Source organism: Desulfurobacterium indicum (assembly GCF_001968985.1).
GTDB classification, from domain to species: domain Bacteria; phylum Aquificota; class Aquificia; order Desulfurobacteriales; family Desulfurobacteriaceae; genus Desulfurobacterium_A; species Desulfurobacterium_A indicum.
Genome location: NZ_MOEN01000005.1, coordinates 1 through 16,760 on the forward strand (window position 1 = coordinate 1; position 16,760 = coordinate 16,760).

At 39.0% G+C, this 16,760-nt stretch carries 17 protein-coding genes; 3 read left to right on the forward strand and 14 right to left on the reverse strand.

The window, feature by feature from the left end:
- Positions 1-438, reverse strand: a 438-nt coding sequence (locus BLW93_RS02030; RefSeq protein WP_245791970.1) for a transposase, incomplete at its 3' end; no start/stop codon positions are given.
- A 96-nt stretch (positions 439-534) separates the two neighbouring features.
- Here BLW93_RS02030 and BLW93_RS02035 point away from each other — a divergent pair.
- Positions 535-936, forward strand: coding sequence for a hypothetical protein (locus BLW93_RS02035; protein ID WP_076712453.1), 402 nt, complete (start codon positions 535-537; stop codon positions 934-936).
- On the opposite strand, the gene hflX is transcribed toward BLW93_RS02035, so the two are convergent.
- The 13 genes from hflX to BLW93_RS02100 form a co-directional block, all read right to left on the reverse strand.
- The gene (hflX, locus tag BLW93_RS02040) at positions 925-2,013 is read right to left on the reverse strand and encodes a GTPase HflX (RefSeq protein WP_076712454.1); all 1,089 of its coding nucleotides are present in this window, start codon (positions 2,011-2,013) and stop codon (positions 925-927) included. The genes BLW93_RS02035 and hflX overlap by 12 nt on opposite strands.
- Positions 2,010-2,246 (reverse strand): RNA chaperone Hfq, encoded by a 237-nt coding sequence (hfq, locus tag BLW93_RS02045; protein ID WP_076712455.1) that lies wholly within the window; start codon positions 2,244-2,246, stop codon positions 2,010-2,012. Before hfq ends, hflX begins: the two co-directional genes overlap by 4 nt.
- Positions 2,243-3,157 carry a tRNA (adenosine(37)-N6)-dimethylallyltransferase MiaA gene (miaA, locus tag BLW93_RS02050; RefSeq protein ID WP_076712456.1) on the reverse strand — a complete coding sequence of 305 codons (915 nt, stop codon included), beginning with the start codon at positions 3,155-3,157 and terminating at the stop codon, positions 2,243-2,245. The genes hfq and miaA overlap by 4 nt, the downstream gene beginning before the upstream one ends.
- Positions 3,136-4,023: a lysophospholipid acyltransferase family protein gene (locus BLW93_RS02055; RefSeq protein ID WP_076712457.1), complete on the reverse strand. Its 888-nt coding sequence runs from the start codon at positions 4,021-4,023 to the stop codon at positions 3,136-3,138. The genes miaA and BLW93_RS02055 overlap by 22 nt, the downstream gene beginning before the upstream one ends.
- The gene (gene lpxK / locus BLW93_RS02060) at positions 3,941-5,050 is read right to left on the reverse strand and encodes a tetraacyldisaccharide 4'-kinase (protein ID WP_076712458.1); all 1,110 of its coding nucleotides are present in this window, start codon (positions 5,048-5,050) and stop codon (positions 3,941-3,943) included. The genes BLW93_RS02055 and lpxK overlap by 83 nt, the downstream gene beginning before the upstream one ends.
- Entirely contained in the window at positions 5,047-6,249 is a 1,203-nt protein-coding gene (locus BLW93_RS02065; protein ID WP_076712459.1) for a 3-deoxy-D-manno-octulosonic acid transferase, read from the reverse strand. The genes lpxK and BLW93_RS02065 overlap by 4 nt, the downstream gene beginning before the upstream one ends.
- Positions 6,246-6,914 (reverse strand): 7-carboxy-7-deazaguanine synthase QueE, encoded by a 669-nt coding sequence (locus BLW93_RS02070; RefSeq protein ID WP_076712460.1) that lies wholly within the window; start codon positions 6,912-6,914, stop codon positions 6,246-6,248. Before BLW93_RS02070 ends, BLW93_RS02065 begins: the two co-directional genes overlap by 4 nt.
- A gap of 5 nt (positions 6,915-6,919) precedes the next feature.
- Complete coding sequence (locus tag BLW93_RS02075; RefSeq protein ID WP_076712461.1) at positions 6,920-8,200, reverse strand: homoserine dehydrogenase; 1,281 nt, start codon at positions 8,198-8,200, stop codon at positions 6,920-6,922.
- A gap of 9 nt (positions 8,201-8,209) precedes the next feature.
- The gene (locus BLW93_RS02080; RefSeq protein WP_076712462.1) at positions 8,210-9,427 is read right to left on the reverse strand and encodes an aminotransferase class I/II-fold pyridoxal phosphate-dependent enzyme; all 1,218 of its coding nucleotides are present in this window, start codon (positions 9,425-9,427) and stop codon (positions 8,210-8,212) included.
- 40 nt (positions 9,428-9,467) lie between these two features.
- A complete protein-coding gene (locus tag BLW93_RS02085; protein ID WP_076712463.1) occupies positions 9,468-10,019 on the reverse strand; it encodes a macro domain-containing protein in 552 nt (183 codons plus the stop codon).
- Between the two features lie 2 nt (positions 10,020-10,021).
- Positions 10,022-10,741, reverse strand: coding sequence for a 16S rRNA (uracil(1498)-N(3))-methyltransferase (locus BLW93_RS02090; protein ID WP_076712464.1), 720 nt, complete (start codon positions 10,739-10,741; stop codon positions 10,022-10,024).
- 270 nt (positions 10,742-11,011) lie between these two features.
- Positions 11,012-13,471 (reverse strand): ATP-dependent Clp protease ATP-binding subunit, encoded by a 2,460-nt coding sequence (locus tag BLW93_RS02095; protein ID WP_076712465.1) that lies wholly within the window; start codon positions 13,469-13,471, stop codon positions 11,012-11,014.
- Positions 13,472-13,482: 11 nt separating this feature from the next.
- Positions 13,483-14,154, reverse strand: coding sequence for an ABC transporter ATP-binding protein (locus tag BLW93_RS02100; RefSeq protein ID WP_173790641.1), 672 nt, complete (start codon positions 14,152-14,154; stop codon positions 13,483-13,485).
- Positions 14,155-14,222: 68 nt separating this feature from the next.
- Here BLW93_RS02100 and BLW93_RS02105 point away from each other — a divergent pair, with 68 nt between their 5' ends.
- A complete protein-coding gene (locus BLW93_RS02105; protein WP_076712466.1) occupies positions 14,223-15,605 on the forward strand; it encodes a tRNA nucleotidyltransferase/poly(A) polymerase-related protein in 1,383 nt (460 codons plus the stop codon).
- The gene (locus BLW93_RS02110) at positions 15,602-16,759 is read left to right on the forward strand and encodes an amidohydrolase family protein (RefSeq protein ID WP_076712467.1); all 1,158 of its coding nucleotides are present in this window, start codon (positions 15,602-15,604) and stop codon (positions 16,757-16,759) included. Before BLW93_RS02105 ends, BLW93_RS02110 begins: the two co-directional genes overlap by 4 nt.
- Position 16,760: the final 1 nt, after the last annotated feature.

Consider the following 16,760-nt stretch of genomic DNA (forward strand, 5'->3'; position numbering starts at 1 on the left):
TATTTCCTCTAAGGTTACCTGCGATATTTTGCTTATGGTTGAGGGTGAGTATTTAAGTTCAAACACGCTTTCAAGAGCCTGGGCTACTGCTCTTGCACTCATACCAGAGGCAAACATCCCAAGTATTAAGTCTTCAAGATTGATATCTCTTCTTCTATAAGGTTCTATCAACTTTGTTCTGAATTTTCCCTCTCTATCTCTTGGAATTCTCAGATTTTCAAGCTTACCGATAACAGTATCTAAGTTTCTAACGTAAAAGCCGTTCTTTGTTCCTCCATGTTCTTTAAGAAACACTTCTCTTTCAGCCGTCATGATTGACTCTAAGGTTTGCTTTACCACTTCCTTAACTAGGTCTGGTAAAATCTTCTGTAGTTCCATTTTTGCCTCCTGGGGTTGGTATTTGTGGGGTGTTCCCCAGGAGGTTATCCCATTTCTCAAGCTTACACAAAATATCGTACACTACCAAATTAACTGAAAGTGCCGAATTTTCACTATATTTATTTGTAGATAAATGGAAAACAGAGGGGGAAAGTCATGGAAGCAACCGTTAAACCAAAAGCACCTATAAGGAGATTTGACATATTCGCAGAGTGGAACAGAATAAAAGGGATAAGGGAACTGGGACTTGATCCAGAAGATGCAAAATCTTACGGGCTTGCCGTTGCGGAAGTTGTAGCTGCAAGGAAATTTTACGGACACAGAACAAAATACAGGGGAGCAACGAGAGAATACATAGAAAAGCATGAAGGAACTCCCTGGTGGCGCAAAATGGCCTCACCTGCCGAATTTGACGAGAAAATAGTCGAAAGAATGGGAAGGGAGTTCTATGAAAAAGTTTTTTCCAAAGCGATAGAAAAAGCATTCAACGAGGGTAAAGACTATATGGATATCAGGGATTCTCTGCGAAAAAAATGGAACGAACTTTTAAAGAGATAACGTTGTAACTATCTCTTCCACTTTTGTGAGAAAACTGCCAACGCCTTCTCCTGTTTTTGCCGAAAGAAAAACAGAATTCTCAGAATTTTTAACCTTTCCTGCAATCATCAACCGGAAAAGCTCTTCTTTTCCTTCAACAAGGTCTATTTTATTAAATACCGTTATCCTTGGTTTGTCAGAAGCTCCTATCTCTTTGAGTATTTTTCCAACCGCTTCTGATTCTGTGTAAAGGTTCGGAGAGGTAATGTCATAAACAACAGCTACAATATCTGAATCTGCAACTTCCTGAAGCGTCGCTTTGAAAGATGCTATCAACTCATGAGGAATATCTTTTATAAACCCCACAGTGTCTGTTATTAAAATTTTTCTATTTATACCTCTGAGAAAGATTCTTCCCGTTCTGGTATCCAGTGTGGCAAAAGGAATATTTTTAATAAAAAGGTCCTCTCCCGTGAGGCGCCTAACAAGTGTTGATTTGCCGACATTCGTATAGCCTGCTACAGCAACCGTAATAAGGCCGCTCTTTCTTCGTCTTTCTGTAAAGAGAGAACGTCTCTTTGCATACTTTTCTATCTCTCTTTTTAAAGAGTGTATCCTTCGCCTTATAGCCCTTGATTCCGTTTCCAGCAAGGTTTCACCGGGCCCTCTGGTCCCTATTCCGCCACCAAGCCTTGAAAGCCCTTTTCCTTTTCCCCTTAACCTTGAAAGCTGATGATAACACCTTGCAAGTTCCACCTGTATCTTTGCCTCTTTAGTCCTTGCTCTTTCGGCGAATATATCCAGAATAATCTCGGTCCTGTCTCTAACTTTTAGCCCGGTTGCCTTTTCTATATTTCTTATCTGAGACGGAGATAGATTATGGTAGGTAACAACTAAAGAAGCGTCTTTTACTTCCGCAAATCTCTTTAGTTCTTCTATCTTTCCTTTTCCGACATAGGTTGAAGGATCAAAAGAGCGGCGGTGCTGAACAACAGAACCAACAACCTTGTAGCCCAAAGCTTCTACAAGGCCGGAAAGCTCTTCAATATCCGGCTGCTCACCGTGTTTTATAACTGAAAGAAGAATAACCTTTTCTATCTTTCCTCACCCTCTGAAAATAGATTTCTCACAGGCCTTGAAGGAACTATTGTTGCAATAGAGTGTTTATAGACAAGCTGCTGGCTATCACCTTCTTCGAGAACAATTGTAAACTGGTCAAAATAGGTTATAACCCCCTGCAATCTTGTTCCCTTAGCAAGGAAAATATTAACTGGAATTCTCTCTTTTCTTAACCTGTTTAAATAAGCATCCTGAACCTTAACAACACTCATAAAACGCCTCCCTTCCTTAAATCATCTTTTATAACGTTAATTACTTCTTCTTCCGGTATTTCCGAAAGATTAATCCACTTAAAGCCTTTCTCTCTCCTGAACCAGGTAAACTGCCTTTTTGCAAACTGTCTTGTTCGCCTCTTTAGATCTCTCACCGCCTCTTCAAGAGAAACTTTACCTTCAATATAGGGCAACAGCTCTTTGTAGCCAAGAGCCTGAAAGGCTGTTATTCCCTTTCCGTAGGAGAGTAACTTCCTCGCCTCCTGAACAAGTCCTCTCTCTATCTGAGAATCAACCCTGTTGTTTATCCTTTTATAAAGTTCATCTCTGTTACGATAGAGGAAATACCCGTAAAATTCGTAACGAGGCTTTTCGGGCAGCTTGAAAGATGACAGAGGCTTACCTGTAAGCTTGTAAACTTCCAGAGCCCTTATAATGCGCTTTCTATCCGTTTTATGAATCTTTGATGCATAACCGGGATCTACCTTTTTTAAGGAACTGTAAAGTTCTTCCGTAGAAACTTTGCTCAGCTCCCTCCTTATGCTTTCGTCAGCCGGTGGGACAGGAGAAAGACCGTAGAGAAGAGCTCTTATGTAAAACGCCGTTCCTCCTACTATGAGAGGAAACTTTCCCCTTTTCCTTATTTCTCTTATTGCCCTATCCGCCTCTTTAACAAAGTCTGCCACGGAAAAATAGACATCGGGGTATACAATATCTATCAAGTGATGAGGAATCCCTTCCATCCTATCCGATGAAATCTTGTCTGTTCCTATATCAAGTTCTCTGTAAACCTGCATCGAATCGGCACTGATTATCTCACCACCAATGGCTTTTGCAAGCTTTATAGAAAAATCAGTTTTTCCCGCCGCCGTGGGTCCGGTAATGACAATCAGAGGCTTTTCTCTTTCCATCTCTTAAACTCCGGTGAATTGCTCCATCTTCTGTGACTCCAGAACCACTGCTCCGGTCTTTTTTTCACTGCCATCTCTATCCAGTCAGAGTAAATTTTAGTGAGCTCTTCAACGCTCTTTCCTTCAGGATAGATAGGCCTATGTATCTCAAACGTGTAGCTGTTATCCGGTTCCATGTAACAGAAAGCAGGTATTACAGGCTTACCGGTTTTAACGCTCAAAACGGCAGCTCCTTTGTTAACAAATGTATCTCTTCCCAAAAACTTAACAAGAACACCGTCTTTTTGTCTCGGGCGTTGATCAAGGAGAATTCCTATAAAACGCTTTCTTTTTAAATCTTTTATTATTTCAAGAATGTTACCAGTAGGAATAACCTTTATGTTCCAGTGGTTTCTTATACTATTAACCATCTCATTTACGTAAAAATTTTTCAGCGGTTTGGCAACAACGGATAATCTCCCGCCGCTGACATGAGAAAACCATCCGCCTAAAAGTTCCCAATTCCCTATATGAGCCGTAAGTAGTATTCCTCCGCTAAGGGAAACAAGTTCATCCATTGAGATTGTGCTCTCTTTTCTAAGGGAAAAGATGGAATCAAGAAAATCAAATGAGTAGTTCTCAGAACGAAAAAAATCAACACTACATTTCACAAAAGTTTTAAACGCCTCTTTTCCTATTGAAAAAGGCATACCAACAAATCTTAAATTCTCCTCCGAAACCCTCTTAACACGGGGATAAGCGTAAAAAAGAGAAGCAAAAGAATCTGCGACTTTTAAAGCTCTATTACGGGAGAATTTCCTTAAAAACTTTTCCTTCAGTAACCTGAGAAGCAGATACTCCGTCCGGTAAGAAAGCTTTTTGTTCATCTTTTTCCTCATGTTTCTCAACATTCTTAATCCTGTTAACAATAAACTCCTTAAGTCCGAATACTTCAACGCTCAAAACGGGAAACTTAAAGGATAATTTTCCTTTTAACTTTACAGCATCTTTTTCTGTAGTAACAAGGTTAGGATATTTACAAAGTCTTTCAATATCTTCATCCGTATAAGTATAGTGATCAGGAAAAAGAAAAACTTTTTCAAGATCAAATCCTTTTAACTTGAGCATCTCAATAAACTGCTCCGGATTTCCTATCCCACAAAAAACATTAATATCCCTGGGAGGCGGTGAAGTCTCAGAAAGATTCTCGTCCATCCAGCCATTAAAAGTCTGATGTGCCCTAAAAACAGGTTTTTTAAAAGTTTTTAGATAAAGCTCTATTGAATTTATCTTTTCAACAGGTGCAAGATTTGACCTGGAAAGAACAAAGCAGTGAGCCCTCTCAAGAGCCGAAACGGGCTCTCTCAATGTTCCTAAGGGGAGACAGTGATTTCCCCCAAAGGGATTGAAGGGATCAACCACAACAATATTAACAGTGGAAACTATTTTTAACTGTTGAAATCCATCATCAAGGACAACTATGTTGGCACCTTTCTCAGCGGCAAAATCTATTCCTTTTAGCCTATCCCTGCTGACGACAACTCTGAAACCTCTTCTGGCGAAGATCACTGCTTCATCACCGAACTTTTTTGCATCGTCCCGAGCAAGTACAGGCCCTTTTTCAGTCCCACCGTAACCTCTCATAACGATTGCAGGAGAAAAGCCCATATCCTCAAGCATCCTGTAAATAAACTCAACGAGGGGAGTCTTCCCGGCTCCACCGACAACTATGTTCCCAACGGATATAACAGGAATTTTTGGAACAACAGACGTCAAAATACCGTGACGATAAAGATCTATTCTCGCAGAAGAAACTAAGCAGTAAATCTTTGACAAAAGATAGAAAATAGGATAAAGCAAAGCCCAACCTTTTTCTTTTTTAAAAACCTTTTTTCTAATCTCCTCAAGTCTCAAACAAAAACCTCTTTCAAAATTCTTTCCGTAACACTTCTTTCTTTCTCCAAAACTCTCTTACCGCAAACTCCAACACGGTGTCTCAATTCGTCATTTTTAATCAACAGACTAATTTTATCAAATAGATTTTCATGAGTTGAAAAGATAATACATTCTTTAATTTTTGAAATCACTCCTTGGAAATGGGAGTAATAGGGACCTAAAACAACCGGTATGCCAAAAACCATAGGTTCCAGAGGATTATGCCCACCAACTTTTTCGTTGAATGTTCCGCCTATAACGGCAATATCTCCGAGACTATAAAAAGATGAAAGTTCACCAACGGTATCCACAATGTAAAAATCTGTATCTGAAGGAACATTTTTTGACTGTGTTCTTAAAACAGCTTTTCCCGGCAGAAGAGAGAGCAAAGATTCCGCTCTGCCGACGTGTCTAGGAGCAACAATCGTTAAAATTTGTGGAAACTCTTCTTTCAACTTTACATGGATTTTACCAGCAAGCACCTCTTCACCCTCGTGAGTGCTCCCCCAAACAATTATGGGGAAACGGTTACCTATGCTGACATTAACAGGTTTTGGTTTCATCACGCTGTCAAATTTCAGGTCACCTACCGTCTTAACCTTTGCAAATCCCAGTTCTTTTGCCCTCTCTGCATCTTTGTCACTTCTGGCAAGAAAAACGGAAGAGTTAAAAATCTCTTTCAGAACCAAAGATAACCTTTTATAAAGAGAAAAACTACTTTCTGTTATTTTACCGCTGACAAAATAGACCTCTACTTTCTGCTCAATAGCCGAAGTCAGAAGGGAAGGCCAGATCTCCGTTTCATAAACAAGAAGCTTCTTCACACCCAGGCTTTTAACAAAACGATCCGTAAAGGGCTTCATATCGGGAGGAATCACATAAACAGGAATTTCCGGAAAAAGTTTTAAAGCCCTATCCGCACCGTAATCGGTAAAAGTCGTAACAATAGCTCTATCTTTTAACTTTTCTATAAGCGGTCTTGCAGAATTTACCTCTCCAATACTGGCACAGTGAATCCAGATATCTCTTCCTTCTACCTGTGACTCAGAGGGGAATGAAAAAAAACGTCTTTTTACAGAGAAACCGCCGCGCTTTTTTGACGTAAACTTTGCAACTGTTAAAAGGACAGGCAGAGAAACTCCGTAGAGAAGATTGTAAATAAAAAGGCCGATCCTCATTTTATTCCTACTAATTTATGAATCTGAGGGATAACCCTCACGTTAAACCGGAAAAGTATAGTTTTTTCTCTCATAACAAGGTCTATAGCTCTTTTCACACTTTCAGAATAGGGCTTCTCCGGAATTCCTATCGGCTGAAAAATGATGCCTTTTTTAGAAAAATAATTCTCATATTTCCTTACAATCTTAAGAATCCAAATAAGATCCTCTTCTGAAAGAATCAAAAACTTAACCTGCACCCTATCGGGAAAGTTAACAATAAAATTCTCAAGAGATTCTAAAGGAAAATCCATTCCCATAGAAGGGGGCTTCGGAGAAATATTTACAAAAACTTTCTTAACAAATATATCCGCTTTATAAAAGAATCCACTCGTCTCAACAAAAATCCTTTTGACCCAGGTTTCGGACGAAAGTTTGAAGAGAAAATCGGGAAGGCCGTCTTGAGAAAGAGGTTCACCACCGGTAACAACTACATACGAAAGACCAAGATTTTTAAGCTCACCGATTATCTCTTCATGAGAAAACTCCGTTCCTCCAATCCTTGCCTCCTGGGTATCACAATACCTGCACTTTAAGGGACAACCGGCAAAACGAACAAAGGAAGCAACAAGCCCGACATCAACTCCTTCACCCTGAACAGAAGAAAATATCTCGTAAACTTTCATCAAATCTACTCTTCTATCATACACAAGAATGTGGGCTTCACTATAACGTCAAGTTTATCAATCTCAGCAATTGCCACCTTAACCGTTTTAAACGAAGCCTCATGAGTTGTCATAACAACAGGAACGCCACCGTTTAAAGCTATGCTTTTCTGAAGTGCCATCTTTATACTTATATTGTATTTCCCCAGGATACTTGAAATTTTCGCAAGAACACCCGGCTTATCAACGGCGGTAAATCTTATATAAAAGCTTGAAACAAACTCTCCAGGCCTTTTAACAGGTATCTTTGCCCCTCTCTTTAAAAGAGAAACCGGAACGCTACTCCCCCTTCCGCAGGCTATATCCGCTATGTCGGCAACAACAGCACTTGCAGTCGGTCTCTGACCGGCTCCCATACCGTAGTAGAGCGTAGGTCCCACAAAATCTCCCTCTATAAGACATGCATTAAACACTCCATCAACCGAAGAGAGAATATGGTCTTCGGGAAGCATGGCAGGATGAACCCTTACCTCTACCTTGCCGTTGTCAGGTTTTGCCACTGCAAGAAGTTTTATCCTGTATCCAAACTCATGAGCAAAATCTATATCAAGAGGTGTTATATCCCTTATTCCCTTAACATAGACATCATTTATAGTTACCCAACCACCGTAAGCTATTGACGCAAGAATGGCTATCTTATGAGCAGCGTCTATACCGTCAACATCAAGAGAAGGATCAGCTTCAGCATATCCTTTTTCTCCTGCGATTTTAAGCGCTTCCTCAAAAGAGATTCCCCTTGTTGTCATCTCTGTAAGAATGAAATTGGCCGTTCCATTTATAATTCCCAGTATCTTCTCTATCCTGTTTGCCACAAGGCCTTCATTAAGAGCTTTTATAACGGGAATACCCCCGCCGACGCTTGCCTCAAACCTTATTGAAACACCATTTTCAAAAGCCGCTGAAAAAAGCTCTTCTCCGTAAGAGGCAAAGAGGGCTTTATTGGCACTGACTACATGTTTTCCATTTTCAAGAGCAGATTTCACGATGTCTTTAGCAACAGTCGTCCCACCGATAAGCTCAACAACTATATCAACTTCAGACTCAACAACTTTAAATCCATCGTTAACAATAAATTTCTCCGGAACGCCGAGTTTTTTAACCTTTTCAACATCCCTATCGGCAACCATTGAAAGCTCTATTTTCTTCCCTATCCTCTCCTCAATAATATCTCTATTCTGAAGAAGTATTTTAACCACACCCGAACCGACTGTTCCGCATCCGACAATACCTACCTTAACTGAATCCATAATCTACTCCTAAACATTGATGTTCCTGAGTCCATACTTTTCAAATGCTCTTTTAATACCTCTAACTGCTTGCTTGATTCTTAATTCATTCTCTACAAGTGCAAATCTAACATACTCGTCCCCATATTCACCAAAACCTATACCGGGAGAAACTGCAACCTTCCCGTCAAGGAGAAGCATCTTTGAAAACTCAAGAGAACCCATGGAACGAAACTTTTCAGGAATCTTTGCCCATACAAACATAGTAGCTTTGGGTTTTTCAACGTGCCACCCTATACGGTTTAAACCGTTAACAAGAACATCTCTTCTCTTTTCATATATTTTTCTGTATTCTTCAACGCAGGATTGATCCCCTTTAAGGGCAATAATAGCAGCAATCTGAATCGGCTGGAACATACCGTAGTCAAGATAGCTTTTCATTCTGTAAAGTGCATGAATAACATCCTTGTTACCTGCTGCAAAGCCAACCCTCCAGCCAGCCATGGAGTAAGTTTTTGAAAGAGAATAAAACTCTACTGCAACATCTTTTGCACCTTTAACTTGAAAAATACTCGGAGGAACATAATCGTCAAAAGAGATTTCAGAATAGGCAAGATCCTGAATAAGTAAAAGGTTATTCTCTCTTGCAAAATCAACTATTTTTTCAAAAAATTTTATATCCACACAGGCCGTTGTCGGATTGTGAGGAAAGTTTAAAAGAAGAACTTTCGGCCTTGGCCAGCTCTCCTTATAAGCCTTTATGATGGATTCAAGAAAAGCATCCTCATCAAATCCGTCGTCCGTAAGCAGCGGAATACTTCTTACGTCTCCCCCTGCTATTATAAAAGAGTAAGGGTGAATCGGATACGCAGGTGTCGGAACCATAACAACATCACCGGGATTAACAAGTGTCAGAGCAAGATGTGCAAGTCCCTCTTTTGAACCTATTGTTGTTATAACTTCTGTTTCAGGATCAAGATCAACGTTATACTTTCTTTTATACCAAAGGGCAAGTGCTTCCCTTAACTTAAACAGGCCTTTTGTCTGAGAATATCTATGATTACGCGGATTTTTCGCTGCCTCACACAGTTTATCAACAATATGTTTTGGCGTGGGAAGGTCAGGATTTCCCATACCAAGGTCAACAATATCTTCCCCCGCTCGCCTGAGTTTCGTTTTCAAATCATTAACAACAGCAAAAACGTAAGGGGGAAGTCTGTCAATACGTGCAAACTGAAAGTTCGGCATAGTTAACTCTCCGGATTTTAAATTTAAAAGTTATTTTAAACTATATTTTTCTATCTGTAACCGTTTCTTTAAAGAGATTTACAGTTTCTTCGTCTATTGAAATAAACCTTATCTCCTTCAACGAACTTTGAGAATTTTTCAAAAGCCAGCTTAAAACCTCATCAACTATAACAAACACACCTTCCCTCCTGGGATAACCGAATATACCAGTGCTTATGGCAGGAATAGAAATAGAAGAAAGGCCAAGATTGGAAGCAACTTCAAGAACCGAATCAACAGCACTTCTCAGCTTTCTCTCCTCGTCACCTTCACCCCAGACAGGACCGACAGTGTGAATAACAAAACGGCAGGGAAGTTTTCCCGCCGTTGTAAACACCGCCTTACCAACGGGAAGATAACCGATTCTGTTGCTCTCCTCCTGAATAATCTTTCCACCTTTTCTAACAATAGCGCCAGCAACTCCTCCACCGTGTTTGAGAGAAGAATTGGCTGGATTAACAATAGCATCAACAACTTCTTCGGTTATATCACCCTGAACAACTACAAGGTCTCTACCGTTCCAGTTTAAGCGTGCAACTTCTCTGTTATTCATAGTTACTTAAGATCTCCCCATATATACTGGACAAGGGCAAGCCCAACAATGGCTGCCGTCTCCGCTCTGAGTATTCTCTTCCCTAAATGAATAACGTAAAAGCCTTTATCCCTTAAAAACTCCACCTCCTTTTCATCAAGACCACCTTCAGGACCGACAAGAAGGGAAACCGAAGTAGCAGTCACATCGGAAAAGCTTTCAAGACTCTTTCCGCCTCTTTCCCACAAAACGAATTTCAAATCGGAATTATCACTTATAGAAGAAAGCCTGACAGGCTCTTTAACTGGAGGGATAACGGCACGACCACACTGTTTTGAAGCATTCAGAACAATCTCATTCCAGCGGCGCAGTTTACCGCTCCAGTCTTTTACCTTTTCGCCGAAAGCCGAGCGCTGACATATTACCGGCACAATTTCGGTAACCCCGAGTTCCGTTGCTTTTTGAAGAGCAAATTCAAACTTCTGAAGTCTGTTCGTAAGTCCCATATAAAGGATTGTTTTCAAAGGGCTTTCTCTGTTTATCGTTATCTCTTCCAAAACTTTAAGTCTGACAGATTGTGTAGATGAAGCCTCTATAACGGCAAGATACTCCTTTCCGCTTCCGTCAAACACAACAATTTCGTCACCGGGACGAAGCCTTAAAACCTTTAACACGTGGCGCGCTTCCTGGCCTCTCAGATAAGCAACCTCTCCTTTTATCCCATCAACCTTAAATCTCCTCATCACCTCTCCAATAAATAATGATGATATTCCAAACCTAACTAAAATTTTAACATTAACAGAGAAACAGAATCGAAACAGATTAATTAAAAATAGCGTCAGAACTTACTTTGAATGTTCCCATTTATACGAGAATCAAAACTTCCATCGATAATGGTGCTTATAACAACACCTGAATTCTTTAATAAAAAATATGTGGCAGTTTTTCGGAAACTGCCACATAGATTAGATAATAATGCTATTAAAGAATCGGCATTTTCGAAACATTATCAATTATTTCATCTGCGCAGCTGCCTTTCTCCTCTTCTCTCTAACACTGATCTTCCCTTTAGGCGTAATGTCAAAGACAACTTCTCCGCCTTCAAGGAATCTTCCAGAAAGAATTTCATCAGTTAACCTGTCTTCTATCAGAGACTGAATGGCTCTTCTTATAGTTCTTGCACCATACTCTTTACGGAATTCTCTATCTACAATGTAATTTACAAATTTACTTGTTACATGAATCTTGAGATTTCTTTCTTTTAACTCCTCATTCAACCTATCAACCTGCTTTCTTACAATCTCTTTAACATCTTCTCTCGTAAGAGGATGGAATACCACTATTTCATCAAGCCTGTTTATAAATTCCGGTTTGAAGTATCTCTTTACTTCATCCATCACAAAAGACTTCATTCTTTCAAAAGCTTTTCTTTCCATATCTTCTTCCGTGCCAGTATCAAACCCCATACCCTTCTGAGCCGAAACAAGATGTTTGGCGCCAAGGTTTGATGTCATTATCAGTATCGTGTTTGTAAAGGAAACAGTCCTTCCAAGACCATCTGTCAACCTTCCGTCTTCCATTATCTGTAACAGAATATTAAGAACATCAGGATGTGCCTTTTCGATTTCATCAAGAAGAATAACACTATAAGGTTTTCTTCTAACTATCTCTGTAAGCTGTCCTCCTTCTTCATAACCAACATACCCAGGAGGCGCACCGATAAGCCTGGAAACCGTATGCTTTTCCATATACTCAGACATATCTATTCTAATCATTGCTTTTTCATCACCAAAAAGAGCCTCTGCAAGTGTTTTAGCAAGCTCCGTCTTACCAACACCTGTCGGGCCGAGAAACAGAAAAGATCCTATTGGTCTGTTCAAATTAGTTCTGATACCTAATCTTGAACGCTTTATAGCACGTGCTACGGCACTTACAGCCTTTTCCTGACCTACAACTCTTCTGTGAAGCTCTGCCTCTAATCTCAGCAACTTTTCTCTTTCTGCCTCATGTAGCTGGTTAACAGGAATTCCCGTCCAAAGAGCCACTATCTCCTCTATCTCAAGAACATCAATAACAGGTTTTTCACTCTTCCTGTTAACAAACCATTTCTTATTCAGCTCCTCAAGTTTTGAAGTTAACTTCATCTCTTCCTGCTTATACTCGTGAGCTTTCTCATACTCTGCCATAGCAAGTGCTTCTTCCTTAAGAGCTTTAATCTCCTGCAATCTCTCTTCTATTCTTTTGATATCTGAAGGCTTGGTTCCCATTCTCAGTTGAGCTTTGGCTCCCGCTTCATCAACAATATCAATCGCTTTATCAGGAAGCTTTCTGTCATTTATATAACGAACAGCTAGTTTAACAGCTCTCTCTATAGCCTCATCGGTTATAGTAACGTTGTGGAACTCTTCAAACTTAGGTTTTAGACCTTTCAAAATCTCAACAGTTTCTTCCACAGAAGGCTCTTCAACTAAGACAGGCTGGAATCTTCTCTCAAGAGCCCCGTCTTTCTCTATATATTTCCTGTATTCATCAAGCGTAGTTGCACCTATAACCTGTATCTCCCCTCTTGAGAGAGAAGGCTTCAAAATGTTAGAAGCATCCATTGAACCTTCAGCAGCACCGGCACCGACGAGAGTATGAAGTTCATCTATAAACAAAATCACATCTTTGTTATTTTCAAGCTCCTTTACAACTGATTTTAATCTCTCTTCAAACTGGCCTCTATACTTCGTCCCGGCAATAAGGGAAGCCATATCAAGAGAAACAATTCTTTTATCTTTCAATTTTTCCGGGACATTTCCTTCGGCAATTCTTATAGCCAGTCCTTCAACTATCGCAGTTTTACCAACACCGGGTTCACCTATTAAAACTGGATTGTTTTTACGTCTCCTTGCAAGAATGTGAATAACTCTTTCTATCTCTTTATCACGACCGATAACAGGATCAAGGGAACCTTCCTCTGCAAGTTTTGTCAGATCTCTTCCATATTTATCAAGATTTGGAGTGTTTGACTTTCTTGAAGTCTTAGCTTTTCCTAAAATCCCTTTCAATATAGCTGTTACTTCCCTGCGAAGAGTATAATGATCCAGTCCATAACTCCTCAGAATCCTCCCTGCAAGCCCAAGTCGCTCTTTAGCAAGACCTATAAAAATATGTTCAGGCCCGACGTAGGCATGTCCCAAAATTTTAGCCTCTTCAACCGCTTGTTCTAATGCCCGTCTTGCTTCAGTGGTAAAAGCAATTGTATTTACATCAACTTCATCTGGAGAAGGTTGAATCTGATGTATAACCATCTCCTGAATACGTATCTTTGAAATGTTATACTTACTTATTATCTGATTTACAATTTCATCTTCTTTAAGCAGAACAAGCAATAAATGCTCTGTTCCAAGATACGGAGTTCTGAGAGTAACAGCTTCTTCTTTAGCTTTTATTACAATTTGTCTTGCTTTTTTGGTAAACTTCTCAAACATATACACCTCTCTTAAATATTAATAATGCCGTCTTTTATAAAGTATATCCTGTCGGCAAACTTTTCCAGTTCACGGTTATGCGTGGCAATAAAGAAGGTAGTCTCAGTCTCTCTGTTAAGTTCTGCCATAAGGGAAAGAACGGATTCTGAAGTCTTAGAGTCAAGATTTCCTGTTGGTTCATCAGCGAGAACAAGCTCAGGGGAATTAACAAGTGCACGGGCAATTGCCGTTCGCTGCTGTTCACCACCGGATATCTCAAACGGTTTATGAGTTAATCTATGCCCCAATCCTACCTTTTTCAACATGTCAACTGCCTTTTCTCTTGCCTCATCAACATCTACTCCAGCTATTAAAAGAGGTGCCATAACATTTTCAATCAGGGTAAACTCCATAATTAAATAGTGAAACTGAAAAACAAAACCCAGATTTTTATTCCTAAAAAGTGCCAGCTTTTTTTCATTCATTGAAAACAGATCCTTCCCTTTATAAAAAACCTTTCCCGATGTCGGTCTGTCAAGAGTTCCAAGAACATGTAGCAAAGTGCTTTTACCTGAACCTGAAGCTCCCATTATCAGAGCAAATTCCCCTTTATTCAAAACAAGGTTTATTCCCTTTAAAGCTTCAACGGTATCACTTTCCGTTCTGTATATCTTCTTCAAATTTTTAACTTCTACCAAAATCATATTAAACCTCTCACCATGGGCAATTTAGACTTATAATACCATTATTTAATTGAAAGCATGGAGAAGCAATGGAAAACCTTAAACAATTGGAAAACATACTTGAGAAAATTATTAACTGCGTAAAAGACGGATACATCGTTGGTGGAGCTTTAAGAGATTTTCTGCTGGGAATAGAGGATATAAAAGATGTAGATATAGTAATTTCCGGTAACTTTTATGAGACTATTCATTGCATAGAAAAAGCCACCCAGCAAAAAGGTTTTCTTTATACAAGAGAAAAACCGGTTTACACATTCTATCTGAATAATATTCGAGTAGATATAACAAAACTTCAGGGAACCATAGAAGAAGATCTTTCGCACAGAGACTTCACAATAAATACAATCGCCTACAGTCTAAAAGAAAAAAAAATCATCGACCCTTTAAACGGAATAAAAGACCTGCAGAAAAAAATACTATGTCCGGTATCTTCTTCAGCGCTTAAAAAAGATCCTGTAAGGATTCTCAGAGGAATAAGGATTAAAAGCAAATTCCATCTATCCTATTCGAAAAAGTTTACCGAAAGTGCGAAAAAGTTTGCAAATTTGATAGAAAAAGAACCTAAAGAAAGAATTAGAGAAGAACTGATAAAAATTCTTAAATTGCAAAATGCATATGAAGCATTTAAAGACATGAGGGAACTTAACGTTTTATATTCAATTTTTCCTGAACTTGCCGAGGAAGAGAAAATACCACCTTCAGGACTTCATCAATATCCTCTTATAATTCATACGCTTAAGACCGTTGAATATATTTGCAATATCTTTAAACAGTGGGGGAAAATAAACCACTATGTTATAAAAGAGGTGTCAAATCTGACATTTTCTGGAAACATTTCTGGAAGAGAGCTACTGATCATCGCAGGACTTCTTCATGATATCGGTAAACCTTTAACAGTAAAAGAGAAAAATGGACATTTAACTTTTTATAACCATGATAAGATAGGTGCCAAGATGGCAGAAAAACGGCTTTTAACAATAGGATTTGGCAAAAAAACAGCCTCTTCAGCAAAAAAAATAATAGAACTCCACCTAAGACCGTTCTTCCTATTCCAACTTTTTAAAGGAAAGCAGCTATCCCCAAAAGCCGTATACAAATTTATCAAGGCGGCAGGATCTTTACTACCACTTATTGTAATTCACAGCATCGCCGACTTTAAAGCAACATCGGAAAAAATGAACAAAGACACAGATGAATTCATATGGTTTTTGAACGAAAAAGTAATAAATTTCTACTTAAAGGTAAAATCCGTAAAGCCGCTCCTATCGGGAAAGGAAATTATGAAAATAAAAGGAATACAAGAGGGGAAAGCCGTTGGCAGGATAAAAGATAAACTCATTGAGTTTCAGATTTTGGGACGTGTAAAAACAAAAGAGGAAGCAATTAAAGCCATAAAAGGATTCTCACCGTGAGAAAAGCCATCGGTGCCGATTACATAATAGACTTTGATATGAACATAATAAAAAATGGCTGGCTGGTATTCCAAAGAGGTAAAGTAAAATTCTTAAAATACGAACCAGATGGAGATTTTCACGAAAAGGTAAAGCTGGCAAACACCGTAATTTTCCCATCTTTTGTTAATGCACACACACATCTCGAACTTTCACTTATGAATTTTAATCCAATAAAAATCAAATCGTTTTTTGACTGGTTGTTATGGATAATATCAAACAGGCAGAAATTGGACAAAGAAGAGATCAAAATCGGCGTTACAAAAGGTATAGAATTATCAAAAAAGTGGGGAATCAGCTTTTTCGGAGATATATCATCATTCGACATTTCCCGCCACATAATCAAAAACGGAATTGTTTTTAATGAAATCATAGGCAATATATTCAATACCAACGCCAGACCTCCGTTATCCATACATGCGGTATATTCAACTTCGGTTGAAACAATAAAAAAAGCGGTTCAAAAATCTTTAAAATACGGAACTATCTATCAGATGCACGTAGGAGAAACCGCCGAAGAAGAAAAATTTGTAAGAGGTGAACCTAACCTTTTTGAATCCTTAATCTACCCTACAATAGGGAGAAAGCGGTTTGAAAATATTTATGCAGAAAACATAGTAGCCTACCTTGAAAAAACTGGTGCACTCACAAATCTACTTATTGCCGTTCACTGCACAAACTTATCCCGAAAAGAGCTTGAGATTCTTATGAGAAAAGAGTGTGGCATAGTAATCTGTCCAAGAAGCAACATTTTTTTAAAAACGGGATTCCCTGATATTGAATTTTTAATCGACTACGAGAAATTAGGAATAGGAACTGACGGACTGAGTTCAAACACTTCTCTATCAATGTTATCTGAGATAAAAGCAATCTACATTAAAGCAGAAGGTAAAATAGACGTTAAAAAACTTCTCAAAGCCGCCACAATAGGTGGAGCAAAAGTTCTAAACATTGAAGACACTTACAAACAAAGTGGTCTATTTACCGCCATAAGAACGGAGAAAAAGATAACTAATCCTTTAACAGCACTTTTAATGGATGATATTAAAGTAACCGCATTTGACTTAAAGGACGAAAAAGTGTTAAATTCTCTTAAGCAGCTTTCCAATAATTGAG